Origin of the sequence: Sphingobacterium sp. HJSM2_6, assembly GCF_049316305.1 — a bacterium.
Lineage (GTDB): Bacteria > Bacteroidota > Bacteroidia > Sphingobacteriales > Sphingobacteriaceae > Sphingobacterium.
Genome location: NZ_JBMOXB010000059.1, coordinates 1 through 351 on the forward strand (window position 1 = coordinate 1; position 351 = coordinate 351).

Below are 351 nucleotides of genomic sequence, written 5' to 3' on the forward strand. Positions count from 1 at the left end.
GTATTGCTGATAATCGCCCGAGGTCACATGATCTAACCAGTCTTGATTCGTTAAAAACCAATCGATGGTGATAGACAGGCCTTGTTCAAAAGTAACTGATGGCTGATAACCAAGTTCCTGATTGATCTTACTGGCATCAATCGCATACCGAAGGTCATGACCAGGACGATCTTTAACAAAGGTGATCAGCTCTGCAGAAGTGCCAGGGGCTCTTCCTAATTTCTCATCCATCTGCTTGCACAGTTCTTTCACTAGATCTATATTTTGCCACTCATTGAAGCCTCCAACATTGTAAGAATCTCCAATTTTTCCTTGATGAAACACCAAATCAATGGCCTTTGCATGATCCTT

The 351-nt window shown here is 42.2% G+C and carries 1 protein-coding gene; it reads right to left on the minus strand.

Translation table 11 applies throughout. The annotated features are described in order from the left end of the window. The coding region (locus ACFRAE_RS17810) for a GDP-mannose 4,6-dehydratase (protein ID WP_422798519.1) at positions 1–351 on the minus strand (351 nt) is incomplete at both ends.